Below are 25,650 nucleotides of genomic sequence, written 5' to 3'. Positions count from 1 at the left end.
TGGGGGTAAGAGGTGATATATAATCAGAAAGGGTGAGACTATGTCCCTTACAAAAGAAGAGATTCATATGATGTTATATCACTTAAACGATGAGCAGATAATTAAAGTGTACAACTACATTCTCTCATTACAAAGGGAGAATCATTCTGCTTCTTCTATGAAAGCTGATCATCGGCAAAGATCTCCCGAACAATAGAAAAAGCGGCTGCGTACGAACTCGCAGCCGATTTTTCTTATTCAGCTTCTATATTGACATGAGCAAATTGCGAGACATCAAATAATCCTGTATCTGTCAGCTTAAGTGCAGGAATAACTGGGAGCGCTAGAAAGGATAGAGTCAGAAACGGGTTCTTATCCTGTTCATAACCTAACTTCTTCAATGCTTCATCAATTTCTTTAATCTGACGGTTCACCACCTTATAAGGCTCAGATGACATTAAGCCGCCAATTTTCAGGGGTAAGCTTGCGAGAATGTCTTGATGATCTGCTACAACCATCCCTCCCTTAATACGCTCTAGCTCCTTAATTGCCGCAGCAATACTCTCATCATCTGTACCCAAAGCAATAATATTGTGAGAATCATGCGAAACAGTCGTAGCAATGGCTCCTTTTTTCAAAGGAATCCCCTTTACAATTCCGACCCCAACATGGCCAAGCTCGTGATGACGTTCCGCAACGACAAGTTTTAATTGGTTCTGTTCAACAGACGGTATGAATTCTCCACCTGATACCTTCACCTCTTCAACCAATGCTTCTGTCACAATCGAGCCTAACTTCACACCAATGACTTTCGCTTTATTTGATGAAAGCGGAAGCTTAAAGGAAGCCACACCCCAATCTTTCATACGAACGCTGTCTAATAAATAAGAAGGCGGCTCAACTTCGCCTCTCAGCTCAGCGACAAATTTGTTGTCTTCAACGACCTTCTCACCCGCAACGTATACAGCTTCAACTTCCACCTTCTCTAAATCATTTAACACAAGAAAATCAGCTTGATAGCCTGGTGCAATTGCGCCCTTATCTTTCAACCCAAAGCATTCAGCCGCATTTAAACTCGCAAGTTGAACCGCTTGTACAGGATCCATCCCTAACTTGATTGCTTTACGCACACTGGCATCAATACTTCCTTCTTCTATTAATTCATCTAAATGCTTGTCATCTGTAGCAAACACGTACCTTCTAGCATTATAAGGTGTGACGGTTCCAATTAATGCTTCCATATCTTTGGCCGCTGTTCCTTCCCGCATCAACACATACATCCCGCGAGCTGTTCTCATTGTCGCTTCACTCGCACGCACTGCTTCATGGTCATTTCTAATCCCTGCCGTTAAATAGGTGTTCAGTGCTGTTTCATCAAGTCCAGCTGCATGACCATCAATAATTCTGTTTTCTTGATGTGCAGCAAGCAGCTTCGTGACCATCTCTTCGTCTCCATTTAACACCGCAGGATAATCCATCACCTCAGCTAATCCATACGCATCTTTTTCCTTCATAAGACTCCCTACTTCTTCTGCTGATAAAGAAGCTCCGTTATGTTCAAATGGAGTGGCAGGAACAGAAGAAGGTGCCATGATCTTTACCTCAAGCGGAAGGTGTTTCGACGCTTCAATCATATATAAAACAGCTTCAAGTCCGCCTACGTTGGCGATTTCATGCGGGTCAGCGATAACCGTCGTTACCCCGTGAGGAAGAACGACCTTAGCGAATTCTTCTGGAGGTACCATCGCCGATTCAATATGAACATGACCATCAATGAAGGATGGAGAAATGAACTTTCCACTCATATCAATCTCAATCTCGCCTTCATAATCCCCGCAACCAACAATCATTCCGTCACTTATCGCAACATCTGCTTTATATGTGGTTACATTAAATACATCCATCACTGTGGCATTCTTTAATACCAATTCGGCTTTTTCTCGTTTAGATGCTGCTGCTATTCTTCGTTGCAATTGCTCCTTCTCCAATCTCGTCACTCCTTCAGACATTTTTACTATTGTAGTATGAAATGACGGGAGATGCACGGGGTTTGGGAGGAAAATAGACAGGGAGTTTGCTTCAACAGAAAAAGACACATGATGACTTCATGTGTCTCTACTCGTATCCAGCTTATCTATGCTCTTTCCGATCTGACGTGCGGCCAGAGTCATTTCCTTTAATATCAGCTACTTTTTGTTGGTCCAGCTCCGTCATTGGCTCCTCTTCTGCCGGCTCTGGGTTATAGCCTTCTTCAGGATTTGTTAGATCAGATGGCGATTCACTCGTCCCATGCTCGCTAATATCTCTCCAGGTATCCTCACGATCATAAATCATTTCATTTTCTTCCTCTTCACGAGCTGCGATCGTTGGATTCATGACTTCTTCCTCTACCGGCCTTCTCGGTTCATCCTCTATATTCACATCCGCATGCTCGATCCGGCGTCTAGCTGTCGGAAGGGCTTCTAGCCGTTCAAAAGGAATCGGCTCTCCGCACACTTCACAAATACCGTACGTCCCATCTTCTATTGCAGCAAGGGCTTGATTAATTTCCTCTAGTTCATCTTTGGAATGCTGATCAAGAGCTGCTTCTAATTCACGATCATGAAGCTCGGTTGCAAGATCACCAGGATGGTTGTCGTAGTTCGATAATTCTCCCGTATCCTCCCCCTGGTTTTCTAAGTCTGCCTCGCTCGCGTCATCTGATACTCGGTCTTCTATTTCCTTTTTCATCTGAAGCAGTTTATTTTCTAATGTTTGTAGCTGCTCATTCGTTAACATCGTATATACCTCCAAATTGGTTTCCTATTTAGTCTTTACATAATCAATCTGTTAATAAGGTAATACACGTAATTAAGGAAAAGTAAACATCTTGAGAATGTAAAAAGGCACGAGGTTTGTAGATAAACCTCGTGCCTTAACTGCTTATTTTTCTTCAACCGGCTCTTCTTCTTTAATTCTCTCAAGGGTCATTTTATAGCCGTCATTTCCATAATTCAAACAGCGTTTCACCCTCGAAATTGTTGCCGTACTTGCACCTGTTTCCGTCTCAATCTTGTGATATGTATACCCATTTCTAAGCATACGTGCTACTTCAAGACGCTGTGCAAGTGACTGAATTTCATTGATAGTACATAGATCATCAAAAAACTCATAACATTCATCAAGGTCTTTAAGCGACAAGATCGCATTGAACAATTGATCTAATTCTCTGCCTCTCAATTTATCAATCTGCATAGATCCACACACCTTTCACTAATTATAGGTTACACTCTCATCCATACCTGGTGAGGAGGGAACAATATTAATCCAAGTTAAGCCTGGCTTAAGCGGCATTTCATTTTCATTCTCGTCAACAGGAAGTATCTTACCGTCAATGTTTTTCCACATCACTTCATTCGCAATGCCGCTTTGTATAAGAAGACCTCGTCCGCCTTCGGTCAAATTAATTTCCCTGCGGCCTGCATCGTCGACTACCCGGTGACCTGTTTCCACGATAAACAGATTTGCTGCTTCTAGAAGCTCGTCCGTTTTGTAATCAACAGTCTGCATCTCTCCGTTAAAGCGGTGATACATTCCTGTTGTCTCATCATAAGAGTATGTGACCTCATTACGATTTAAATAATTAATCACAACTTCAGAAGCCGCATTTCCTACTACCTGTATATCATCATTTGTATAAAAAGTAAGCGGAGTTACTTCAGCTTCCCACTCGTATCCTTGTTGCTCAATACCAGTTTTTATGTTTTCAAATGTGATATAGGAATTATGCGGTGCGCGGCGGTCACTAGAGCGCTGAAACAAGGTGCCATCATATTGAAGCCCGCTTAAATAATCGGTTCTGCCAGCCCGAAGCTGCTGCTCGGCTCCCGGACTCCAACCGTGTGTTACAAAAGCTGCGTCATACCCATTAACGAGTTCAATATGATATTCTCTTGCACTTCTGACCGGCCCAACTTCTTCTGGCAGTTTGCTGTGGAAAATAGCCACAAAACGTGTCATTTCCCCCTCAGCTAACACCTCATACACGACATCCGCATCAACGAGGCCGGTTTGAGGTCTCGCTGATGGGTGATTATTAATCATGACTGCGACCGGGCGGTTCTTTGCTTCAAATTCGCTTTTCATTCCTGTCAGCGGATGAGTAAAAGGTAATTCTGCGGCATTCTCTTCTGTCTCTTGCTCCATTGTTTCTGTATCTTGTTCTGTATTTGTTGGTTCACTATCTTCTGTTGAATCATTGCTGCATCCTGTGACTGTAAAGATTGTAGCTGCAACCGCTAAAATCATCCACCATTTCATTTAATGTCTACGCCCTTTACTAAATAATATAAACAATAAACTCTTTTATAGTTTAACGCATAATCGAAGGAAAGAGTACCGTTTTCTTATGAACATCATAAATCCCGCTCTGTGTGACACGTATATACGGAAGATGAGTGGATGAGAAGAAGAGCAAGCTGTAAATAGGATCTTCATGTTTATATCCGCGCTCCCGAAGCATGCCTACAAACTCTTTTTCTTCTTTGATGACTTCATTCATATTTTTATTAGACAGCATACCGAATAAATTTAAAGGGATTGAACCAATAACTTCTCCATCTTCAACAAGCGCCATTCCTCCGCCTTGTTCTTTTAATGCATTAAAAGCTCTAACCATATCCGAAATGTTTTTACCAATTAAGACAATGTCGCCCGTGTTTGAAAACGAACTTGCAAAGCCTGAGATACGATTGGCAAATCCTTTTAGCATAGAAGTGATCAGCCATTTGCCATTCTTATCTAACATCACAAAGAAGCTTTCGTCGTGATCTTGGCTTAATGTGCGATCTGTGCATTCAATCGGAATTTGATAAGGCTTTAAAATAACGGCATTCACCATTTCAATTCCCATTGGCATTGAAAAGTGAAGATCATCTTCTTTTAATTCCCAATCAATTTTCAGAGGCTCAATTCCATAATCCTCCCATGGAAAAGACTCATATCCTTCGCATTGACGACCATCTCTTACAACCCATTGACCTTTTGCAATGACTGAGGTTGGCTTAGGATCATTTATATCATTTAAAAAGTTCAGGTGAGCCACTCGACCAGGAGCAATCATCCCTAACTTATGATCCAAGTTATAATATTTCGCGACATTATATGTTGCCATCGCATAGGCATCAATTGGTTCAATCCCTGCATCTAGGGCTATTTTAATCAAATGATCCATGACCCCATCTTCATAAAACGTTGGTGTAGAACCATCTGTAGTCATAATGCAACGATCAAACACATCTACCCCAAGCTCTTGCATTTCTTTAAGCAGCTTCGGCAGATCCGGGCGGATAGATGAGTGTCTTAGAGACGTTGTATATCCTAAATTCAATCTTCTTACGACCTCTTCTCCTGTCATCGCTTCATGATCACACGTCACACCAAGCAAGGCCATTTGAGATAATGTCTTCTCTGAAGCTCCAGGCAAATGCCCTTCAATCGGTTTTCTAAGTCTTGTGGTCTCCTGCATCCAATGAAGAGTAGCATCATCTCCAGTCAATACCTTCGGCCAAGAAGTCAGCTCCCCGCCTTGGATGACCAAATGATGCTCAAGCCATGCTTTCATTTTGGAATTTGAGAACGCTTCCTCACTTTTTAATTCTGTCTGAGCATCATATCGGCACCACCAATACATAGAGGTTGGAAGCTCATCCAGTGCCTCTATCAAAGAAAGCGCTTTCTTTTTTTCGAGATTTAAAAAGAACATCATGTTGTCATTAATCAAGGTTGTCGTTCCACGTGAAGCTGCATATTTTGCAAAGCTGTGGGGATTATAAAGTTGAAATGGATGAGCATGATGCTCGATATATCCAGGGACTATATATTGATCTGAACAGTCCACAATTTCCGTTCCGTCTAATTTGTTAGGCAGATCGTCTCCAACATAAACAATACGATCCTGTGCAATCCATATATTTGCTTGTAACCATTTCTTTCTCGCATGGTTTAAATAGGTTGCATTTTTTAGGACGAGCGAAGGCGCCTGCTCTCCTCTAACAACTTCGAGTTGTTGGCGTAAACGTTTTTTTGTCCAGCGATAAATTCGCTCCGTCATGTGAAATCACCCGTTTCCAAGTTCCTGTTTTTTGTAAATTATTCTGTTGCTCCTATCGTACCATACAATCACTCATTAACTCACTAAAGTTGTCAAATCTTTTTACATGTTTTATTAACAAATTCGTGAACACGTTCACAAGAAAGGCAGATGATGAAACAATGAAACCAAATATTGGACGAATTGATGCATTAATCCGAATTACAGCAGGCTTTACTGTCCTTGCTTACTCAATCGCAAAAATGGTACGAAAACCAAACCGTAATCGCTCTCTCCTAGCTGCAATGTTAGGCGGCATGAAAATCGCAGAAGGAATTACCCGCTTCTGCCCGCTTGTCTATTTAGCCAAAAGCGAACTCATGGACCACAACCACCACCAAAGCCACGACGACGAACACCACCAAGACGGCAGAGTAATGAACCCGTCATAGAACCGAAAAGCTTAGGCGACTGCATTGGCATGTGGAAATATTAGGGGCAGCGATATGAAGACGCTTTTTGTCTTCATTCGAGGCACCGTTATTTCCCGCAGGACAAGGAGCCGAAGCTAGAACCGAAAGGCGGAAGGGCATGTTCTGGCATTCGAAAACTTAGGGGAAGCAAAAAGAAGTCGCTTTTTGACTTCGTTTGATTCACAAAAGTTTCTCGAAGGACAATGCCCTGAAGCTAGACACGAAGGGCGGAGGCGACTTCACTGGCGCTTCGTCTAAGGAAAACAAAAACCGTATAAGTCTAGAACTTATACGGTTTATCATCACTGGAGGTGACAACATGTTCAATATTCAAGAATATGCAACAGATTCTCTTTTTATTTATATTTTACTGATAGGAAGTATTGTTGCATTTTTATATGTGTTTATGAAGAAGAAACGCGTGAAATAGCTTTATGGCCTATATCAGTTCGATAAAACAGCCCATCACTCTGGATATGCTCAATGGCCTCATAAACCGTTTCTTTAGCCGTGCTTAGTGTTTTCGCTTTTGAAGCGACTAATAAGACGCGGCCGCCGTTTGTTACCCAGTTATCATCTACACGCTTTGTTCCGGCGTGAAAAACAAATGCTTTGTCGTCTTTTAATGTGTCGAGTCCGTTGATGACCGAGCCCTTCTCATAAGACGCCGGATAGCCTTTACTCGCCATCACCACTCCAATGACTGCATCATCTGACCAGCTAAGTTCTGGCTTTTCCCCGTTTAACAGCGTTAGCATGACCTGCTCTAAATCAGATTCTAACCGCGGCAGCACCACTTGTGTTTCTGGATCGCCAAAGCGCGCGTTAAATTCAATTACTTTAGGACCTGTTGTCGTCATCATTAAGCCCGCATATAAGATACCTGTAAACGGATGGCCTTCCTTAATCATCGCAGCTGCAGTCGGTTTTAAGATTGTCTCGACCGCTTCTTTGATTTGCTCTTCACCAAACTGAGGTACAGGTGAATAAGCTCCCATGCCGCCAGTATTCGGTCCCTCGTCATTGTCAAATGCGCGCTTATGATCTTGAGCAGCAACCATTGGTACAACGATGTCTCCGTTCACGAATGCCATTAACGAAAGCTCTTCACCCTCTAAGTATTCTTCAATGACAACTGATGCACCAGCTTCACCAAAGGCATCATCATTAAGCATAGAATGAAGGGCAGCGGTTGCTTCCTCTTCAGTCATCGCTACAATTACACCCTTACCCGCAGCCAATCCGTCAGCTTTAATAACAATAGGAGCTCCCTTTTCTTTTACGTATTGCACAGCCGAATTGTAGTCTGTAAATGTGTCATACGCTCCTGTTGGAATAGTGTATTTCTGCATAATCTCTTTTGCAAACGATTTACTTCCCTCAAGACGCGCCGCTGCTTTTGTGGGGCCAAATGCTTTTAAGCCAGCAGCAAAAAAAGCATCCACCACACCTGCCAATAGAGGCACCTCTGATCCAACAACAGTCAACTCGACTTCATTTTCTTTGGCAAATTGGATAAGCCCTGCGTGATCGGCCTCACTGATTGGAACAGTTACTGCCACATCTTTCATCCCATCATTGCCAGGTGCCACGAATACTTGATCGACTTGCTTACTCTGATTTAATTTCCAAGCAATTGTATGTTCACGTCCACCGCTTCCGATAACAAGCACATTCATCCAAGACGCCTCCTCTTAATGTTTGAAATGACGTACCCCTGTAAATACCATCGCAATATCATAACGATCCGCCATATCAATTGATTCCTGATCACGGATTGATCCGCCTGGCTGAATAATTGCTCGTACGCCAGCTTTTGCTGCTGCTTCAACTGTATCACCCATTGGGAAGAAAGCATCTGAACCCATAACCGCGCCTTCCATACGCTCGCTTGCTTGCTCAAGAGCAATCGCAGCTGCCCCGACGCGATTCATTTGACCAGCTCCAACACCAACAGTCATTTGATCATTTGCTAGAACAATCGCGTTTGACTTCACGTGCTTCACGACTTTCCAAGCAAGTTTCAAAGCACTCCATTCTTCTTCAGAAGGCTCACGCTTTGTTGGTACAGAGACATCCGCTGCATCAAAGCTGAAGGTATCCTCATCTTGAACAAGAAGTCCACCGTGAATCGATGTCAAGCTTGCTTCTTTTCCTTGGGATTTTGTTGTATCGACTGTTAAAAGGCGAAGATTTTTCTTTTCTTTTAATACTTCAAGTGCTTCTTCAGTAAATGCAGGCGCAATAATAATCTCTAAGAAGATTTCTTTCATTTTAAGCGCAGTCTGTTTATCTACCTCTTTATTAAGAGCAATAATCCCGCCAAAAATGGAAACTGGATCTGCTTCATATGCCTTATCATACGCTTGTTCAATTGTCTCACCAGTACCCACACCACACGGGTTCATATGTTTAACAGCTACACAAGCAGGCTCTGTAAATTCTTTGACAATCGCAAGAGCCGCGTCTGCATCATTAATATTGTTGTAAGAGAGTTCTTTTCCGTGTAACTGAACAGCTGTAGCAATTGATCCATCTTTTGCAAGCGGCTTTTTATAAAATGTCGCTTTTTGATGAGGATTTTCACCATAGCGCAAGCTTTGTTTTTTCTCATATGTAACTGTTAGAGTTTCCGGACTTTCTTCGCCTGTTGCTTCCGTTAAATATTCAGCGATGACTGCATCATAAGAAGCTGTATGACGGAATACTTTTGCAGCTAGGCGGCGGCGTGTTTCAGCAGTCACACCATCTTTAAGTTCAGCTAGTACTGTGTCATAATCTTGTGGATCTACAACAACCGTCACATACTTATGGTTTTTAGCTGCCGCACGAAGCATGCTCGGGCCGCCGATATCAATATTTTCAATAGCATCTTCAAATGTTGAACCTGGTTTTGCGATCGTTTGTTGAAAAGGATAAAGATTCACAACAACCACATCAATCGGTGTAATATTGTGTTCTTCAAGCTGCGATGCGTGATCATCTTTATCACGCATCGCAAGCAATCCACCATGGATATTTGGGTGAAGGGTTTTAACACGGCCTTCTAAGATTTCAGGAAATCCTGTCACATCTTGAATCCCTGTTACAGGAATGCCTGCCTCTTGAATTGCTTTTTTCGTTCCGCCTGTAGAAACAACTTCAAATCCTTCTTTCACTAAACCTTCTACAAAAGGGATAATGCCTTCTTTGTTTGATACACTGACTAATGCTCTTCTCTTCATTTGCTCATTACTCCTTCCAGCTCTAAAGACTTTACCCAATCCTTTATTGTCGCAGGATAAAGCCGATGTTCCACTGCTTGTATCTTTTTTGTTAATGTTTCCATTGTATCATCTTGATCAACCTGTACTGTTTCTTGAGCAATAATCGGACCGGTATCCATCCCTGAATCTACAAGGTGGATCGTCACACCAGTCTCCATTACACCAGCATTCATCGCTTGGCCGATCGCATCAAGACCAGGGAATTGCGGCAATAAAGATGGATGGATATTCACTATTCTTCCTTCGAATGCCTTAAGCAGCGTTGGCCCTATCAGGCGCATATACCCAGCTAGCGCGATAAACTGTACGTTTTTCTCTTTTAACTTCTTGACCAACTCGGACTCGTAGCTTTTTTTATTTTTGAAATCAGATGGCTTGAAACTAAACGTGTCGATCCCTGCATTTTTTGCTCGTGTTAATGCAAATGCATCCGGCTTATCACTCACAACAAGCACCACTTCACATTCGAGCACGCCGCTTTTTGCTTGATCAATAATCGCTTGTGCATTTGTCCCGTTTCCAGAAGCAAAAACAGCTATCCGCCTCATCAATCAATGCCTCCAATCGTCACTCCTGCACCGCTTGTCACTCTGCCGATAATAAATGCTTTCTCGCCTTGTGCTTCAAGGGTACGAATCACATTGGTATGGTCTTTTTCAGGAACGACCGCAATCATGCCAATTCCCATATTAAACGCACTAAACATATCCTTTTTTGATAGACTGCCGTACTCTTCAAGCAGTGAGAAAACAGGGTGGATCGGCCAAGAACCAAAATCAATTTCAACACCGCAGCCATCAGGAAGCATACGCGGAATATTTTCGTAAAAACCGCCTCCGGTTACATGGGCCAGACCGTGAACAGAGTAAGTACGAAGCACTTCTAATAAAGGCTTCACGTAAATTCTCGTTGGTGTAAGCAATTCTTCTCCTAACGTGCCATCAAGTCCAGGAAGAGTGTCATGTAACGAAAGCTTGTTGTCCTCTAGAAATACTTTTCGTACTAAAGAAAAGCCATTGCTGTGGAGACCGTTTGATGAAAGCCCAATCACAATATCGCCTGGAGTAATTTCTTCCCCAGTAAGCAAATCGCTCTTCTCAACCGCCCCGACTGAAAAACCGGCTATATCATATTCATCTGCACTATACATGCCCGGCATTTCAGCTGTTTCTCCGCCAATTAAGGCACAGCCTGCTTGCTCACAGCCATCAGCCACACCTTTAACAATCGACTCAATCCGAACGGGATCAGCCTTTCCTACCGCTAAATAATCAAGGAAATACAATGGCTCAGCCCCTTGAACTACGATATCATTCACACACATCGCAACCGCATCAACACCGATCGTATCGTGCTTATCCATCATAAAGGCAAGCATCAGCTTCGTTCCTACCCCGTCTGTTCCTGATACTAATACGGGCTCTTTCATTTTTAAGCTTGAAAGGTCGAACATGCCTCCAAAACCGCCTAATCCCCCCATGACTCCTGGGCGATTTGTACGATTAACATGCTGGCCCATACGACGAACGGCTTCATACCCTGCTTCAATGTCTACTCCGGCTTGCTTATATGCTTCTGACATCCTTGGTTCCTCCCCTTTATTCCAATAAATCGATTGTTATACTTTTGCATGTGGATGAAGTGTATCCGCATAGATCTCTGTTGGGTACTGTCCTGTAAAGCATGCTAAACACTGCCCACAATTAGGTTCTAGACTATCACGGCCAATGCCCTCCATAAGTCCTTCTGTTGATAAGAAAGCTAATGTATCTGCACCCATCATGTCTCTCATTTCTTCAATGGAATGATTGGATGCAATCAGCTCTTCTGTAGTCGATGTATCGATTCCGTAAAAGCACGGGTTCTTTATAGGCGGTGAACTGATACGTACATGAACTTCTTTTGCCCCCGCTTCACGAAGCATCCGTACTATTCGTCTGCTCGTTGTTCCGCGTACAATCGAATCATCAATCATTACCACGCGCTTCCCTTCTACTACACCGCGCACGGCTGACAGCTTCATTTTCACTCCTTGCTCACGAAGCTCTTGTGAAGGCTGGATAAACGTCCTTCCGACATAACGGTTCTTAATTAATCCAAGCTCATACGGGATGCCGGTCTGCTCTGCATAGCCAATCGCTGCTGAAATACTAGAATCCGGCACTCCTGTCACAACATCTGCTTCCACTGGTGCTTCATATGCCAGCTGCTTGCCGAGATTCTTTCTTGCGGTATGAACATTCACCCCATCGACATTACTGTCAGGCCGAGCAAAATAAACATATTCCATACTGCAGATTGCTCTTGGCTGCGAGCTGACAAAACGCTCAGAACGTAAGCCATTATCATCAATAATAACAAGCTCACCCGGCTGAACATCCCGCTCGTACTCAGCCCCAATAATATCAAATGCACAAGTCTCACTTGCTACCACATAAGCATCTCCAAGGCGTCCAATAGAAAGTGGACGCAAGCCATTCGGGTCAAGAGCGACCATTAGTTGAGTCTCATTCATGACCGCAAACGCATAGGCTCCTTTTAACATACTTAGAGCATTTTTCAGTTGATCCTCTAGTGTGTAGTACCCGCTGCGTTTAATTAAGTGAGCTAACACTTCTGTATCAGAAGTCGATTGAAAGATACTGCCTTGCCCTTCTAGCTGATGCTTCAGATTGTTGGCGTTCACTAGATTACCGTTATGAGCAAGCGCTAAACCCCCGCGCTGAGAGCGGAACAGGAGCGGCTGCACATTGGCAAAGCCGCCTCCGCCTGCTGTAGCGTAACGAACGTGGCCAATCGCTCCTTTTCCGTGCAGCAACGTTAAATCCTCTGGTCTGAATACTTCATTTACAAGTCCCATTCCTTTATGAACGGAGAGCTGTTCACCGTCTGTGACGACGATGCCAGCTCCTTCTTGTCCTCTATGCTGTAAGCTGTGCAGCCCATAATACGTAATTTGAGCAGCATCCTTATGACCCCAGACAGCGAATACACCACATTCTTCATTTAAGCCTTTGATTTCAGCAAACATGGAATGGCTCCCTTCCAAGCCTTAGTCATTTCATCTACTGATACATTCAGTACCGTCTTCTCATCAGCTGATTTTACAACAAGCGATGGATCATTTGTGACTTGACCAATTAAGGTCGCTTTTACTACTTGTTCAAATTGAGCTTGGTGCTCCGGCTTCACTGAAACGATAAATCTAGATTGAGATTCAGCAAACAGTTGTGAGATAATCTCCCCATTTAATGCTGCATCTGCCCCAAGTTCTGTTCCAATTAAGCTCTCTGCAAGTGCTACTCCTACGCCGCCTTCTGCTACATCATGAGCAGAGGCAACAAGCCCTGATTTGATTGCTGTTAATAACATGTTTTGATAAGCTTTCTCCACTTCAAGATCAAGTGTAGGCGCCTTGCCTGAGATCGAGCCGTTCAGCATTTTTTGAAGCTCACTGCCTCCAAATTCAGCCTTTGTATCACCAATGAGATAGATGAAGTCTCCTGCTTCTTTAAATGTTTGAGTCGTGATATGATCTACATCTTCAATAAGTCCCACCATGCCGATTACCGGTGTTGGGTAAACAGCAACGCCGTTCGTTTCATTGTAAAGCGAGACATTTCCGCCGATAACAGGTGTTTCAAGAATACGACAAGCCTCGCTCATGCCGTCAGTTGATTTCTCTAACTGCCAGAAGATCTCTGGTTTATCAGGACTTCCGTAATTTAAACCGTCTGTTAAGCCAAGCGGTGTCGCACCAGAACAAACGATATTACGAGCAGCTTCAGCAATCGCGATTTGACCGCCTACTTCTGGGTCTAAATATAAGTAACGTGAATTACAATCAGTTGTCATCGCAAGTGCCTTGCGTGTTCCACGGATACGAACAACTGCCGCATCAGAACCCGGTGTGACAACCGTGTTTGTCTGAACCATGTGATCGTATTGGTCATACACCCACTCTTTACTTGCGATCGTTGGCTGCGCTAGCAATTGGATCAATGTTTCTTTAGGATCGTCAATTTCCGGTGTCCATGCCTCTTGTTTTTGGAACTCCTCATAGTAAGCAGGTACCTTCGATGGCTTGTGATAAACCGGTGCTTCTTCTGCCAGCGCATCAACAGGAACATCTGCTACAATATCTCCGTTGTGAAGAAGGCGAAGACGTTTATCATCAGTTACAACTCCAACTTCAGCTGATAGTAAGCCCCAACGGTCGACGATTTCTTTAATCTCTTGTTCGCGGCCTTTTTTGACAACGATCAGCATACGCTCCTGCGATTCTGAGAGCATCATCTCATATGGCGTCATCCCTTTTTCACGCTGAGGGATGAGGTCTAAGTTCATCTCAATACCTGAGCCCGCTTTACTTGCCATCTCTGCTGAAGATGACGTTAATCCAGCTGCACCCATATCTTGAATCCCTACAAGGGCGTCTGATTGGATCAGCTCAAGGCATGCTTCAAGCAATAACTTCTCCATAAATGGGTCGCCAACTTGAACGGCTGGACGTTTTTCATCCGAATCCTCACTAAGCTCTTCAGAGGCAAATGTTGCCCCGTGAATCCCATCACGCCCCGTGCTTGCTCCAACATACATCACCGTATTGCCTACACCTTTTGCCTGACCCTTTTGAATATCCTTATGGTCAATTAAACCGACACACATGGCGTTTACTAGCGGATTTCCTTCATAGCAAGGATCAAATTGAACTTCGCCGCCAACAGTCGGTACACCAATACAGTTACCATAGCCAGCAATCCCAGCTACAACTTCTTCAAATAAGTAACGAACTTTTGGTGATGTCAACTCACCAAAACGCAGTGAATTTAATAACGAAATTGGACGAGCTCCCATTGAAAATACATCACGGAGAATACCGCCTACACCTGTAGCTGCTCCTTGATAAGGCTCAATCGCTGAAGGATGATTATGGCTCTCGATTTTAAATACGACAGCTTGTGAGTCACCAATATCAATAATCCCCGCTCCTTCTCCAGGACCTTGAAGAACCTTCTCTCCCTCAGTCGGGAATTTGCGAAGCAGCACTTTTGAATTTTTGTAGCTACAGTGTTCAGACCACATGACTGAAAATAAGCCTGTCTCCGTATAATTTGGTGTGCGTCCTAAAATGGATTCTGCCAGCTCAAATTCCGCATCTGTCAGACCCATTTCCAAGTAGAGTTTCTCTTCTTTTACACGTTCTGCTGTAGGCTCAAGTAGTAGCGACATGAGTTTCCCTCCAATTTCGTACAATTGATTGAAATAATGCTAATCCATCGTCACTTCCAAGCAATGCTTCCACTGCACGCTCAGGGTGCGGCATCATCCCTAAAACATTTCCTGCTTCGTTCATAATTCCAGCAATCTGCTGACGTGAACCGTTGATATTGTCTTTGTAACGGAAAATAATCTGTCCGTTCTTTTCAAGTTCGTTAAATGTTGCATCATCACATTCATAGTTTCCTTCGCCATGCGCGACTGGGATCGTAATTTCCTGACCCTTTTCATAGCCTGCTGTAAACATCGTTTTTTCATTTTCAACCGTTAAGACAGCTGGTCTGCAAATGAACTTTAATCCCTCGTTACGCTTCATCGCTCCAGGAAGAAGACCTGCTTCTAGTAAAATTTGAAATCCGTTGCATACACCTAGCACTGGTTTTCCTTCTTTAGCAGCCTCAATGACAGCTTTCATAATAGGAGCAAATCGTGCAATCGCACCTGAGCGTAAATAGTCGCCGTGCGAGAACCCTCCCGGAAGCAAGATGCCGTCAAACCCCTGAAGAGAGGTTTCATGATGCCATACGTACTCTACTTCAGCTCCTAGAGCACCAGAGATTGCATGATACATATCAGCATCACAGTTTGAGCCAGGAAAAACGATTACTGCAAATTTCATGACGGGACAACCTCCTCGATTTCATAGCGGTAGTCTTCGATCACTGTGTTAGCAAGCAGTTTCTCACACATCTCTTCGATTCTAGCTTCAATATTTCCGGTCTCATTTACAGCAAGCTCTAAGTATTTACCAATACGTACATCTTCTACTTCTTTGTAATCCATTGTGTGCAGAGCACTTTTCACTGCTACTCCTTGAGGGTCTAGTACACTTTCTCTTAACGTTACATACACTTTTACTTTGTACATGTTGGGCCTCCTAGTCGAGTTAAAATTTCTTGATAACCAGCTTGCAAATTTCCTAGATTACGTCTGAATAAATCTTTATCAAAACGCTCGTTTGTTTCCATATCCCAAAGACGGCATGTATCCGGTGAAATTTCATCTGCTAAAAGAAGTTCACCGCTCTCGGTCCGGCCAAATTCAAGTTTGAAATCAATTAATTTAATATCAATTGCGGCAAAAAGCTTTTGCAGGTGCTCGTTTACTTTACGCGCCATTGATCTTAACTGGTCTACCTCTTCAGGTGTTGCAGCTCTGAGTATCGCAATATGATCTTCTGTAATAAGAGGGTCGCCTAATGCGTCGTCTTTATAATAGAATTCCACAACAGGACGCGCGAGTTTCAATCCTTCTTCTAGCCCTAAGCGTTTAGCCATACTTCCAGCTACTTGATTTCTCACAACCACTTCAAGTGGAACAATATCTACTTTTCTCACTAACTGATCCGTTTCTGAAAGTCTTTCAACAAAATGAGTTTCAAGCCCCTCTGCCTCTAAATGCTTAAAGATGAGAGATGTGATTTCATTATTCAGCCTTGCTTTACCCTCAAGCTGAGCTTTCTTTTCTCCATTGAAGGCAGTCGCGTCATCTTTATAAGAAACCCACAAAATACTCTCGTTATCTGTACGATATATTTTCTTTGCTTTTCCCTCGTATAACAGTTCACGTTTTTCCATACTCCACCCTCACATTCAGAATATTGGCAATATTGTTTGTGGAAGAGGAGCGCTGTTCACTCCTCTATTTTATTTAATTTGCTTCTAGTCCTAGACGCTTGAAGATTGTATCTACATGCTGCAAGTGATAGTTGTAATCGAAGCAATCATCAATCTCTTCTTTTGAAAGTACGGCAGTAATTGCTTCTTCAGCTTCCACTAGTTCACGGAATTGAATCCCTTTTTCCCATGCCTCCATCGTCTTCGGCTGAACAAGATCGTATGCTTCCTCACGAGCCATTCCTTTATCAATCAGTGATAATAATACACGCTGTGAGTAAATTAAGCCGTACGTACGAGTCATGTTACGCTTCATATTTTCAGGGAACACCGTTAAGTTTTTCACGATATTTCCGAAACGATTTAACATGTAGTTAAGCGCAATTGTTGCATCTGGAAGAATGATACGCTCAGCTGAAGAGTGAGAAATATCACGCTCATGCCATAATGGAACATTCTCGTAAGCTGTCAGCATATGACCACGAATCACACGTGCAAGTCCTGTCATATTCTCAGAGCCGATTGGGTTACGCTTATGCGGCATAGCCGATGATCCTTTTTGTCCTTTAGCAAAGAACTCTTCCACTTCACGCGTTTCACTCTTTTGCAGACCGCGGATCTCTACAGCGAACTTCTCAACCGATGTAGCGATAAGAGCAATCGATGCCATGTATTCTGCATGACGATCACGTTGCAATGTTTGCGTAGAAATTGGGGCTGCATTAAGTCCAAGATTCTCACAAACAAGCTCCTCTACACGAGGGTCGATATTAGCATAGGTTCCAACAGCACCTGAAAGTTTACCGAAACGAACTCCTTCTGCTGCATGCTTAAAGCGCTCGATGTTGCGTTTCATTTCCTCATACCAAAGGCCAAGCTTCAAGCCAAATGTCGTTGGCTCAGCGTGAACACCGTGCGTACGTCCCATCATTACAGTGTACTTATGTTCAATCGCTTTATCTTTAATGATGTCTAAGAAACGCTCTAAGTCAGCCAGTAAGATCTCATTTGCTTGTTTAAGCAGATAAGATAAAGCCGTATCAACCACATCTGTAGACGTTAGTCCGTAATGCACCCACTTGCGCTCTTCTCCCAATGTTTCTGAAACGGCACGAGTGAAGGCAACTACATCATGTCTTGTTTCTGCTTCGATTTCGTGGATACGCGCTACGTCAAAGCTTGCGTTCTCACGAATTTTAGCCACATCTTCTTTAGGAATTTCGCCAAGCTCTGCCCATGCTTCACATGCTACGATCTCTACTTCTAACCATGCTTTGTAACGATTTTCTTCTGTCCAAATGGCACCCATTTCAGGACGTGTATAACGTTCGATCATCTAACCATCCTCCAACTTTATAAGTAAAATACCTTACTCATTCTAGCACATTCGCTTCACTCTTCGCTTGAGCTTTTCAAGTGCATCCTCCACCGTGTCACCCATCGCCGTGATATGGCCCATTTTCCGGTTTTCTTTTGCTTCTTTTTTGCCGTATAGATGAAGTTTCGCCTCACTTAAATAATCAAGTTCGCTTATCACTTCCTCTAGATGCTGACCTAGGATGTTCTCCATCACTGTCGCTCCTAAAAGATGCGTTGACCCAAGCGGCAGTCCGCAAATCGCTCTAATATGCTGCTCAAATTGAGAAGTGAAACAACCTTCTATCGTGTAATGTCCTGAATTATGAGGCCTTGGTGCCAGTTCATTTACAATCACTTCACCCTCATTGGTCACAAACATCTCAATAGCTAGTATGCCCGTTAAACCGAGTCCGTCTGCAATCGTCTCTGCAATCTCTCGGGCTTTCTTCAGCCACTCCGTTTCTACTCTTGCTGGCACGATTGATTGGTGAAGAATACTGTTGACATGAATGTTCTCACTTACAGGGAATGTCTTCACTTCCCCTAGAGTTGAGCGCGTGACAATAATTGAAATCTCACATTTAAAAGGGATAAACCCTTCTAGCACTAGCTCTCCTGATTCTAACAGTCGCTTCGCTTCCTTGAGTAATTCAGCTTCATCATGCACAACAGCCTGCCCTTTTCCGTCATAGCCGCCACGACACGTCTTCAGCACGGCTGGAAAACCAATATCTTCAGCTGCAGCTTGGCAGTCATTTAGATTCTTTATCGACTGATACGGGGCGACCTCTATACCAAGTGAGGAAACCGAATCTTTCTCACGAATCCGATGCTGTGTTGTTTGAAGCAGTTTAAATCCTTGCGGGAAATACGCTTCTTCTGTCAAAAGAGCCGCTGTTTCGGCATCAATATTTTCAAATTCATAGGTGATTACATCTGAGACGGCCGCAAGTTCTCTCGCAGCTTCTTTATCGTCATATCTTTCTTGAATAAGTACATCGGCTAACCCTTCACATGGTGAGGATGATGTAGGCTCGAGCACCGCTGTTTTGTAGCCCATTTGTTTCGCTGCTATACAAAGCATTCTGCCGAGCTGGCCGCCGCCAATAATTCCTATCGTTGAACCTGGTCGAATCACTTTGCTCATAGCGTCTCACTGCTTTCTAAGACTGCTTGTTTTGTTGCTTCCCGTTTATCTATTAATTTAGATTGAACCTCTCTATCAGTTGAACCTATAATTTGTGCTGCAAGAAGACCGGCATTTTTCGCACCGGCAGCCCCGATGGCTACAGTGGCAACAGGAACTCCGCCAGGCATTTGTACAATTGAGAGGAGAGAATCCATCCCTTTAAGAGATTTTGATTCAACAGGCACTCCTATCACCGGCAGTACCGTTTTAGCGGCTACCATGCCAGGCAGATGCGCTGCTCCTCCTGCCCCTGCAATAATGACTTCCAGCCCTCGCTCGATTGCCGACTCAGCATATTCAAACATTAAGTCAGGTGTACGATGGGCAGAAACAACTTTTTTCTCGTATGGAACCTTAAGCTCATCTAAGATCTCACATGCATGTTTCATCGTTTCCCAATCCGATGTGCTCCCCATAATAACTCCCACAACTGGCTTCATCATGTTCTCCCCTTTGTTGCGTTTTCTATAGCACTTTACTCATAAAAAAAGCGCAGAATTAGCTATCTTTGTCTACTGAGAGAAAGGAAGCTAATTCCACGCTTTCATGACACTTCAATAAACCTATCCAATGAAGTGACACTTTCCCTCATAGTCCAACGATTTACGGTCATTGGGTAGAGACTTTCGGGCCTTATTCCCGTGATTATATGAGGTGATATTCTGTTTTCTCGTTTATTCATCTTCATCTTACAAGCAGATACACGATCTGTCAACAAAAAGTCGAACGATGATAAAAAGTCAGACTATTATTGTTCGCCTTCTACCAATTTCCCTTCAAATACGATCTTCTGTCTAACAGGAATATATTCAACCTGCCGCCCCTTCTTCTTCTCTTCAAATACAGGTTCTTCCATCCGGCGAACGGGTTGATAGCCTTCTTTTTGCATACGTTCTAAGCAGTCTCCGATTGATTCATTTTCGCCGACTTCAAACTTCATTTTTTTCTTTTTAGCCACTATTGCTACCTCCGTATTCCTTTAACCCAGAATCCTCCAAAAAATGCTTTTGGTTCGTGTGAAATAATAAAAGCCTTCGGGTCGAGCTCTTTCACCGTTTGATAGAGATTTTGCTCTGACCGTCTAGAGGTTAGTATCTCCATCATCAAACGCTCTCCTTCTCGTCCGTAAGCGACCCAATTTGTCACACCATACCCTTTATCTCTTAGAGCATTGGGGATGTCTGGTTCATATTCTTTTGTGATTACATTTACAGTGATATATCCGAGTGCCAGCTTCTCTTCTACCTTCATACCAATTATAACACCTATCCCATAGCCTAAAGCATAGGCAATCAAATTTTGAGGCTGATCAAGATTATCAAGCACTAAGCTAAGTCCAATAACGTAGACCAGAATTTCGATTACGCTGACACCTGCAGCTAAATACCTCTGTCCTTTTAAAGTGAATATCATCCTAACTGTAAATAACGTAACATACACCACATTAATAATTAAGATGGTCAAGACCATAATAAGCGCATGTTCCATCAGAAATGCAGCCATTTCCTACCCCTCCTCACCCTTTAGTTCATATTAGGTGTAATCGTACCACGTCAATTCTACTGAATGATATAGGTGATTTGGTGGAATCATCGTTTCTTTTATCTCTATTTCCTCGAATCAAAAAAAGGCCAGCTCAGCCGGCCTTTACTCATCATAACTTGGGATAAATCGTCCTTTTTCTTTAAACACTTTCTCGTAATCAGTCGCTTCTTTTAACGCTCGTTCCTCTTCTTTAATTCTCACTCTTAAAATGACTGCATTTAAAAGTGAGAATACAATTGCGGTCCAGTATGCTTGAAAGATAAGAGGCAGAGCAAGGAGTTCTAGTGTGACAATGACATAATTAGGGTGCCGCATAAAACGATACGGTCCTTTTGCAACTACTTTTGCGCCTGGTAAGATCATGATACGTGTATTCCAAAAGCGTCCAAGAGAGGACAATGCCCATACACGCCCTATTTGCGCAATCAAAAATACAACGAGAGGGATGAGTGACCACTTTACTCCTCCCGCTTGCACGGAAGACACTTCTATAAGCAGTGCGACAAAAAAGAACGCATGCAAGGCAACAATATATTTATAATGTTCCCCGCCAGCCTCATAACCGCCTTGGTTTTTCATCCATTTTGCATTTTGATTCGCAATGACAACTTCAATCAAGCGCTGAATGATGACAAATCCAATAAAAATATATACCAATCCCACTAATGAACACCCTCCCATTGAAGTAAAACTAACTCTGAACAAAAGCCAGGACCAAGGGCCGCCATCAATCCGTAAGACCCTGGTGCCATTTCTTTTTTCATAAATTCCTCAAGCACATATAAGACCGTAGGAGAAGACATATTCCCATGCTTCTTTAATACTTCTCTTGAAACAGCCGTCATGGACTCTGGAATAGAAAGGGTTTCTTCATACGCTTCTAATACTTTTTTGCCCCCAGGGTGAGCCACAAACGCATCAACTTGTCCGGATTCTAATTTATTTTGCGATAGAAATTCATCCACATTAGGCTTAAGCCATTTTTTAATAATAGATGGAATATCGCGTGAGAAGATCACATGCAGCCCCGTATCTCTCACATCCCAGCCCATTACTTCTTCAGAATCAGGCATAAGCGTACTCATGGTTTCCCGTATAACCGGCCGCACAGATTTTGCACATTTATTTACCATAGAAGAATGATCACCCGAAACTAAGGCACAGGCAATGCCATCTGCAAATAACGATGTTCCGACAAGGTTGCTTTTAGAGCGGTCATTACGTTGAAACGTTAAACTGCACAGTTCTATACAAACAACAAGTACATTGGATTCTGGATAGGCCCTGCAGTATTCATACGCACGGCTGATTCCAGCCGCTCCGCCGGCACAACCTAATCCCCAAATAGGGATTCTCTTCGTATGAGCAGAAAAAGGAAGTACATTCATAATCCTTGCATCAATACTTGGTGTGGCCATACCAGAACTAGACACAAGAATAATTGCTTCAATGTCTTCTACATCCACATCTTCTTTTAGAAACAGCCGATTACTTAAACATTTCTTAATCCCTTCTGCCCCGTATTTAGTCGCCAGTTCAATATAGAGATCATTCTTCTCCTTAAGAGAATGATCTTCCTTGAACCAATCCATCGGCACAGCAAACTGTCTTTCATCAATCTGCCCGTTTGAAAATACAGTCAGAAGCCTTTCGATATCTTGAAAGCTCTCACCAAACAGCTCTCTTGCAAACTCTGTTGTTGTATTTTGATTTAATGTGTTGGGCGGAGTATACGTACTAATTGACATAATTGAAGGCATGATAACCACCTACCCTATTGTTGTGGGTTTATTTTGCCCCGAACAATTATTTCCATTCATTTACTCTTATGTAAAATAAAAAAAGAACTCTTTCATAGGAAAGAATTCTCTAGATCTCATTTCGTTTTTTTGTAAATGCCTCACCCCATTCAGAAGCTAACTCCTTAATTTCCAGCATTTTCGTCAGGTCTTCTTTGGTTGCAGCAGGATTATTTCTGCACCTATTCACTTCCATCACGGTTGGATTATGAGAATACGATTCAATACGTTTAAGATCATCCTCCACTGAAGCATGCCCTTCTTTTAACACTCTAAAATAAAACCCGCTGTACCCCGTTTCCTTCACCCATAACGGCATTTTAGGCTGCTGGTGCTTAATAGCGAGTTTATAGCATGGATGTCTCGGCTGGCTAATTTGCACAATAGCCGTTCCAAGCTCAAATACATCGCCTATTTGTACCTCTTCTTCTAACCATCCATATAAAGTGATATTCTCACCAAATGCCGAATGTCCGACCGGCTGACCTAGCCTTTCTTCCCAAAAAGGGTAGCGATCGTAGGAATATGCACATAGTGCTTTATCTACGCCCCCGTGGTTAACCAAGTCTGATTGCGTATCACCCTTGATTCCTAACGAATGGATTTCAACTCTTTGATCAGTAGGTTCCTTAAAAATACTTGTCTTTATCAGCTGCTTTCCATGAGCCACTTCCCTAGGCTGGCCAATATGTATCGCATGAATGGTTGTTGACATCTGACTCCCCCCTCTCAAATATATGCTTATATAGAGTTAATGAATGTTAATGCGTCATCTATTTCCTGTTTGGACACGTCATAATGTGTCGTAAACCGTACTACAGTAGGACCAAACGATACAGCTTTTACACCTGCATCAGACAGTTTTTCAATAAACTCATTTGAAGTCAGCTTTTTACCAGACACATCTACTAAAACAATATTAGTATCTACGGTATTCACTACCTCCAAACCATCCACTGATCCAATCCCCTCCGCTAGAAGCTTAGCATGATGGTGATCTTCACTTAAACGGTCAACCATTTCACTTAACGCAATAAGCCCTGGAGCAGCGATCGTTCCAACCTGCCTTAATCCGCCCCCGAGCCTCTTTCTCCACTTTCTTGCGCTCGTTATAAACTCCTTCGGTCCAGCAATGATCGAACCAATCGGTGCCCCTAGTCCTTTAGATAAACACACTTGAACCGTATCCGTATATTGGGTGAACTCTTTCAATGAGCAATTACTTGCTACAGCCGCATTAAATAGTCTTGCCCCGTCTAAGTGAACAGGCACAGCATGAGCTGTTGCCACCTTGAAAATAGCTTTCATATTTTCTGCGGAGACAATAGCACCCCCAGCGCGATTATGAGTGTTCTCTACACAAATCAATCCTGTTTCTGGTTCGTGAATATCATTTCCTCGAATGGCAAGCTCAATTTGACGATGGTCCATTTCCCCTTGATTACCGGGGATTGTTCTTGTTTGTACACCAGCAAAAGCAGAAATTGCCCCTCCCTCATAATAAAAAATATGAGAATCTTGCTCGAGCAAAACTTCATTTCCGCTTCGACAGTGGGTTAATACAGCAATTTGATTTCCTTGAGTACCACTCGTCACAAACAAAGCATCCTCTTTGCCTAACATTTGGCTAGCAAGCTCTTCTAGTCTTCTTACCGTAGGGTCTTCCTTGTACACATCATCGCCCACTTCTGCCCGGTACATCGCCTCTCGCATCGCAGCAGTTGGTTTAGTCACTGTATCACTTCTTAAGTCAATCATACCCACACTCTCCCATCAAACAAAAAACCTCTATATCTCTAGAGGCTTTCTTTTTCTTTCTATTATAAAGGAGATCTTTTGCCTCCGTCCTTATTCTTGATCAATTAATTTAGACAGATAGGTGATTACCCCTTTTCTCCCTAAAGACTGAATAGCTTTTATCGTATGTGAGACCTGCTGAAGCATCCCTTTTTCCTCTAGCATATGAATGATTCGGTGCACAGGAACTTTCTTATTTGTCTTAGGTGAAATAATCTCATCTTCCTTATAAATCCCAAAATGATCTTCTAAATAATGTGTAAGCACATATATCAACCCTTCCTTCTATTATTTTCCTTATTAAGATCTTAACGTATTACAGCTTGGCTACACTATTGCTCTGTCAGTTTATCTACTCAACAAACTAAATGAATCATGTTCTCTTACAATCTACCTTAATTTTGGGACACCGCAACTCTGAGTTACATAGTATATGGCAAGACCTGCAGTTTCGTTCTTCTGCATATTATTCGGACGGGCAATGAACGACGGGTTTTAAAAGTAACTATTTGAAAGGAGGAAATGATAATGCTTAATGAACTTAAACCAATCTTTATCTTCTTCACTCTCTTTTTAGTCGTTTGTTTTAGTGTTATGACCTATTTAGGCTATCAAATGATTGAAATAAAGACGGAAAGAGTAGAAATGCTTAAAGGAGAAATTATAGAGAAGCATGAAGCAGGAGATTCCGTAACGAGCGAATTACGTCAATATACACATGAAGTCAGCACACTAGAAAAGCAACATAACTTACTGTATACATGGTACTTTAAATATCTTTTTGATTACCCAGAACGAACTCCAATGTATTGGGACAGGCATAACTCTGAATTAATTATCGGTGAGAGGTCATAGAAACTAATGGCAAGGTGCGTAGGGGGTTAAGTACGTGTTTGGAAATATGAAGACGTAACGAATGCGCATACTAATTACGTCAATGCAGGCTAATTGTGTTCATTTAAGAGCGATATGCGTTATTGTGGACCTATCGCATCTACTTTATTAATGATTGCTCCGTTTCAATGGTCAAGCTCAATCATTAATCTAATATGAAAGTAAAAAGCACAACCCGATTGGATTGTGCTTTATCGCCTGGCAACGTCCTACTCTCACAGGGGGAAGCCCCCAACTACCATCGGCGCAAAAGAGCTTAACGACCGTGTTCGGCATGGGAACGGGTGTGACCTCTTTGCTATCGCCACCAGACTATGATTCACTTTACAGTGAATGTTTGAGATGGTTCTCTCAAAACTAGATAATGTGTAAACATATGTCAA

27 protein-coding genes, 1 rRNA gene and 1 riboswitch are annotated in these 25,650 nt (G+C 42.8%); of the genes, 3 read left to right on the top strand and 25 right to left on the bottom strand.

The annotated features are described in order from the left end of the window. Positions 1 to 233: 233 nt before the first annotated feature. From ade to PQ478_RS02025, 5 genes are all read right to left on the bottom strand, one after another. On the bottom strand, positions 234 to 1,988 hold the full coding sequence (ade, locus tag PQ478_RS02045) for an adenine deaminase (protein ID WP_289236926.1): 1,755 nt from the start codon (positions 1,986 to 1,988) through the stop codon (positions 234 to 236). A gap of 121 nt (positions 1,989 to 2,109) precedes the next feature. Next, positions 2,110 to 2,757, bottom strand: a complete 648-nt coding sequence (locus PQ478_RS02040) for a TraR/DksA C4-type zinc finger protein (protein WP_289235657.1) — start codon at positions 2,755 to 2,757, stop codon at positions 2,110 to 2,112. Between the two features lie 144 nt (positions 2,758 to 2,901). Next, positions 2,902 to 3,213, bottom strand: a complete 312-nt coding sequence (locus tag PQ478_RS02035; protein ID WP_012957366.1) for a YerC/YecD family TrpR-related protein — start codon at positions 3,211 to 3,213, stop codon at positions 2,902 to 2,904. A gap of 18 nt (positions 3,214 to 3,231) precedes the next feature. Further along, entirely contained in the window at positions 3,232 to 4,278 is a 1,047-nt protein-coding gene (locus tag PQ478_RS02030; protein ID WP_289235656.1) for a DUF3048 domain-containing protein, read from the bottom strand. Positions 4,279 to 4,330: 52 nt separating this feature from the next. Then, positions 4,331 to 6,070, bottom strand: a complete 1,740-nt coding sequence (locus tag PQ478_RS02025) for an adenine deaminase C-terminal domain-containing protein (RefSeq protein ID WP_289235655.1) — start codon at positions 6,068 to 6,070, stop codon at positions 4,331 to 4,333. Between the two features lie 161 nt (positions 6,071 to 6,231). Between PQ478_RS02025 and PQ478_RS02020 the strand changes: the two genes are divergently transcribed. Then, positions 6,232 to 6,501, top strand: a complete 270-nt coding sequence (locus PQ478_RS02020) for a YgaP family membrane protein (protein ID WP_022629666.1) — start codon at positions 6,232 to 6,234, stop codon at positions 6,499 to 6,501. A 340-nt stretch (positions 6,502 to 6,841) separates the two neighbouring features. Continuing rightward, positions 6,842 to 6,952, top strand: coding sequence for an EYxxD motif small membrane protein (locus tag PQ478_RS21925; RefSeq protein WP_012957362.1), 111 nt, complete (start codon positions 6,842 to 6,844; stop codon positions 6,950 to 6,952). Here the strand turns inward: PQ478_RS21925 and purD are convergent. The 19 genes from purD to PQ478_RS01925 all read right to left on the bottom strand — a co-directional run bounded on the left by purD (position 6,927) and on the right by PQ478_RS01925 (position 24,640). Continuing rightward, positions 6,927 to 8,201 (bottom strand): phosphoribosylamine--glycine ligase, encoded by a 1,275-nt coding sequence (gene purD, locus PQ478_RS02015; protein WP_289235654.1) that lies wholly within the window; start codon positions 8,199 to 8,201, stop codon positions 6,927 to 6,929. The genes PQ478_RS21925 and purD overlap by 26 nt on opposite strands. 15 nt (positions 8,202 to 8,216) lie before the next feature. Beyond that, positions 8,217 to 9,746 (bottom strand): bifunctional phosphoribosylaminoimidazolecarboxamide formyltransferase/IMP cyclohydrolase, encoded by a 1,530-nt coding sequence (purH, locus tag PQ478_RS02010; protein WP_289235653.1) that lies wholly within the window; start codon positions 9,744 to 9,746, stop codon positions 8,217 to 8,219. Next, positions 9,743 to 10,336, bottom strand: a complete 594-nt coding sequence (purN, locus tag PQ478_RS02005; protein ID WP_289236925.1) for a phosphoribosylglycinamide formyltransferase — start codon at positions 10,334 to 10,336, stop codon at positions 9,743 to 9,745. The genes purH and purN overlap by 4 nt, the downstream gene beginning before the upstream one ends. Further along, positions 10,336 to 11,370, bottom strand: a complete 1,035-nt coding sequence (gene purM, locus PQ478_RS02000; protein ID WP_075683242.1) for a phosphoribosylformylglycinamidine cyclo-ligase — start codon at positions 11,368 to 11,370, stop codon at positions 10,336 to 10,338. The genes purN and purM overlap by 1 nt, the downstream gene beginning before the upstream one ends. 36 nt (positions 11,371 to 11,406) lie before the next feature. Then, positions 11,407 to 12,819 (bottom strand): amidophosphoribosyltransferase, encoded by a 1,413-nt coding sequence (gene purF, locus PQ478_RS01995; protein WP_289235652.1) that lies wholly within the window; start codon positions 12,817 to 12,819, stop codon positions 11,407 to 11,409. Further along, entirely contained in the window at positions 12,795 to 15,020 is a 2,226-nt protein-coding gene (purL, locus tag PQ478_RS01990) for a phosphoribosylformylglycinamidine synthase subunit PurL (protein WP_289235651.1), read from the bottom strand. Before purL ends, purF begins: the two co-directional genes overlap by 25 nt. Then, entirely contained in the window at positions 15,004 to 15,687 is a 684-nt protein-coding gene (gene purQ / locus PQ478_RS01985) for a phosphoribosylformylglycinamidine synthase subunit PurQ (protein WP_289235650.1), read from the bottom strand. The genes purL and purQ overlap by 17 nt, the downstream gene beginning before the upstream one ends. Next, the gene (gene purS, locus PQ478_RS01980) at positions 15,684 to 15,935 is read right to left on the bottom strand and encodes a phosphoribosylformylglycinamidine synthase subunit PurS (RefSeq protein WP_075683238.1); all 252 of its coding nucleotides are present in this window, start codon (positions 15,933 to 15,935) and stop codon (positions 15,684 to 15,686) included. Before purS ends, purQ begins: the two co-directional genes overlap by 4 nt. Beyond that, positions 15,923 to 16,645, bottom strand: coding sequence for a phosphoribosylaminoimidazolesuccinocarboxamide synthase (gene purC / locus PQ478_RS01975; RefSeq protein ID WP_289235649.1), 723 nt, complete (start codon positions 16,643 to 16,645; stop codon positions 15,923 to 15,925). Before purC ends, purS begins: the two co-directional genes overlap by 13 nt. Before the next feature lie 73 nt (positions 16,646 to 16,718). Further along, positions 16,719 to 18,020: an adenylosuccinate lyase gene (gene purB, locus PQ478_RS01970; RefSeq protein ID WP_289235648.1), complete on the bottom strand. Its 1,302-nt coding sequence runs from the start codon at positions 18,018 to 18,020 to the stop codon at positions 16,719 to 16,721. Positions 18,021 to 18,062: 42 nt separating this feature from the next. Then, positions 18,063 to 19,190 (bottom strand): 5-(carboxyamino)imidazole ribonucleotide synthase, encoded by a 1,128-nt coding sequence (gene purK / locus PQ478_RS01965; protein WP_289235647.1) that lies wholly within the window; start codon positions 19,188 to 19,190, stop codon positions 18,063 to 18,065. Then, the gene (gene purE / locus PQ478_RS01960) at positions 19,187 to 19,672 is read right to left on the bottom strand and encodes a 5-(carboxyamino)imidazole ribonucleotide mutase (RefSeq protein ID WP_289236924.1); all 486 of its coding nucleotides are present in this window, start codon (positions 19,670 to 19,672) and stop codon (positions 19,187 to 19,189) included. Before purE ends, purK begins: the two co-directional genes overlap by 4 nt. 131 nt (positions 19,673 to 19,803) lie before the next feature. Beyond that, positions 19,804 to 19,905, bottom strand: a riboswitch (purine riboswitch). 75 nt (positions 19,906 to 19,980) lie between these two features. Continuing rightward, on the bottom strand, positions 19,981 to 20,172 hold the full coding sequence (locus tag PQ478_RS01955; RefSeq protein ID WP_075683393.1) for an NETI motif-containing protein: 192 nt from the start codon (positions 20,170 to 20,172) through the stop codon (positions 19,981 to 19,983). A 23-nt stretch (positions 20,173 to 20,195) separates the two neighbouring features. After that, a complete protein-coding gene (locus tag PQ478_RS01950; RefSeq protein ID WP_175585174.1) occupies positions 20,196 to 20,735 on the bottom strand; it encodes a DUF2179 domain-containing protein in 540 nt (179 codons plus the stop codon). 144 nt (positions 20,736 to 20,879) lie between these two features. Continuing rightward, on the bottom strand, positions 20,880 to 21,440 hold the full coding sequence (locus tag PQ478_RS01945) for an isoprenylcysteine carboxyl methyltransferase family protein (RefSeq protein WP_289235646.1): 561 nt from the start codon (positions 21,438 to 21,440) through the stop codon (positions 20,880 to 20,882). Continuing rightward, on the bottom strand, positions 21,440 to 22,537 hold the full coding sequence (locus tag PQ478_RS01940; protein ID WP_289235645.1) for a type III polyketide synthase: 1,098 nt from the start codon (positions 22,535 to 22,537) through the stop codon (positions 21,440 to 21,442). Before PQ478_RS01940 ends, PQ478_RS01945 begins: the two co-directional genes overlap by 1 nt. 109 nt (positions 22,538 to 22,646) lie before the next feature. Continuing rightward, entirely contained in the window at positions 22,647 to 23,291 is a 645-nt protein-coding gene (locus PQ478_RS01935) for an MOSC domain-containing protein (RefSeq protein ID WP_289235644.1), read from the bottom strand. A gap of 26 nt (positions 23,292 to 23,317) precedes the next feature. Further along, on the bottom strand, positions 23,318 to 24,334 hold the full coding sequence (locus tag PQ478_RS01930; RefSeq protein WP_289235643.1) for a threonine aldolase family protein: 1,017 nt from the start codon (positions 24,332 to 24,334) through the stop codon (positions 23,318 to 23,320). Between the two features lie 90 nt (positions 24,335 to 24,424). Next, entirely contained in the window at positions 24,425 to 24,640 is a 216-nt protein-coding gene (locus tag PQ478_RS01925) for a hypothetical protein (RefSeq protein WP_289235642.1), read from the bottom strand. A 261-nt stretch (positions 24,641 to 24,901) separates the two neighbouring features. On the opposite strand from PQ478_RS01925, the gene PQ478_RS01920 reads away from it, so the two are divergent. After that, positions 24,902 to 25,228 (top strand): hypothetical protein, encoded by a 327-nt coding sequence (locus PQ478_RS01920; RefSeq protein ID WP_012957342.1) that lies wholly within the window; start codon positions 24,902 to 24,904, stop codon positions 25,226 to 25,228. Between the two features lie 235 nt (positions 25,229 to 25,463). Here the strand turns inward: PQ478_RS01920 and rrf are convergent. Next, positions 25,464 to 25,579: ribosomal RNA gene (gene rrf, locus PQ478_RS01915) — 5S ribosomal RNA — on the bottom strand. Positions 25,580 to 25,650 lie beyond the last annotated feature (71 nt).

Origin of the sequence: Alkalihalophilus pseudofirmus (assembly GCF_029094545.1) — a bacterium.
Classification (GTDB): domain Bacteria; phylum Bacillota; class Bacilli; order Bacillales; family Bacillaceae_D; genus Alkalihalophilus; species Alkalihalophilus pseudofirmus.
The sequence above is the reverse complement of the archived record's forward strand: the minus strand, read 5'-3'. Positions and strand labels throughout refer to the sequence as shown.